This window comes from Vibrio sp. 1401 (genome assembly GCF_033340295.1).
On the sequence record NZ_JAWOWF010000537.1, the window covers coordinates 1 to 610 of the forward strand.

1 protein-coding gene is annotated in these 610 nt (G+C 52.3%); it reads right to left on the reverse strand.

Translation table 11 applies throughout. From position 1 onward, the window contains the following. Positions 1-610 (reverse strand): DHH family phosphoesterase (locus R7Z77_RS26695; RefSeq protein WP_318137215.1); only part of this gene is annotated, 610 nt, incomplete at both ends.

Below are 610 nucleotides of genomic sequence, written 5' to 3' on the forward strand. Positions count from 1 at the left end.
CCCCAATGCAAAGCCGAAGTCCGATGCCACCAAACGTCGCGCATCGCGTTTCGCCACTTCAATCAGTGCTTGAATACCTGGGCGCGCTTTCCCCGCACGAATGCGCTGCAACCCTTGATGCACCAGAATTCGGTTGTTCTCATCAAGCGGCACAACATCAGCGACAGTGCCCAGTGCGACAAGGTCGATCAGCTCCATCAGTTTCGGCTCTTGCATGCCTTGCTGAGCAAACCAGTTGTGTTTGCGCATGTGAACACACAACGCCATCATCAGATAGAACGCCACACCAACGCCAGCCAACGCTTTAGAAGGAAACGCACAACTGTCGAGGTTTGGGTTCACCATCGCATCCACTTCTGGTAGAACTTGTCCTGGCAAATGGTGGTCTGTCACCAATACGGTAATGCCATTCTCTTTGGCGTAGCGCACACCTTCAATCGACGATACGCCATTGTCGACCGTCATGATCATTTCTGCGCCAAGTTCCAATGCTTGATCGACCACCTCTGGGCTCAAACCGTAGCCATCTTCAAAGCGGTTCGGCACCAAGTAATCGACGTTATTGCTGCCAAGCATACGCAATGCCAATACAGAAAGAGCAGAACTCGTT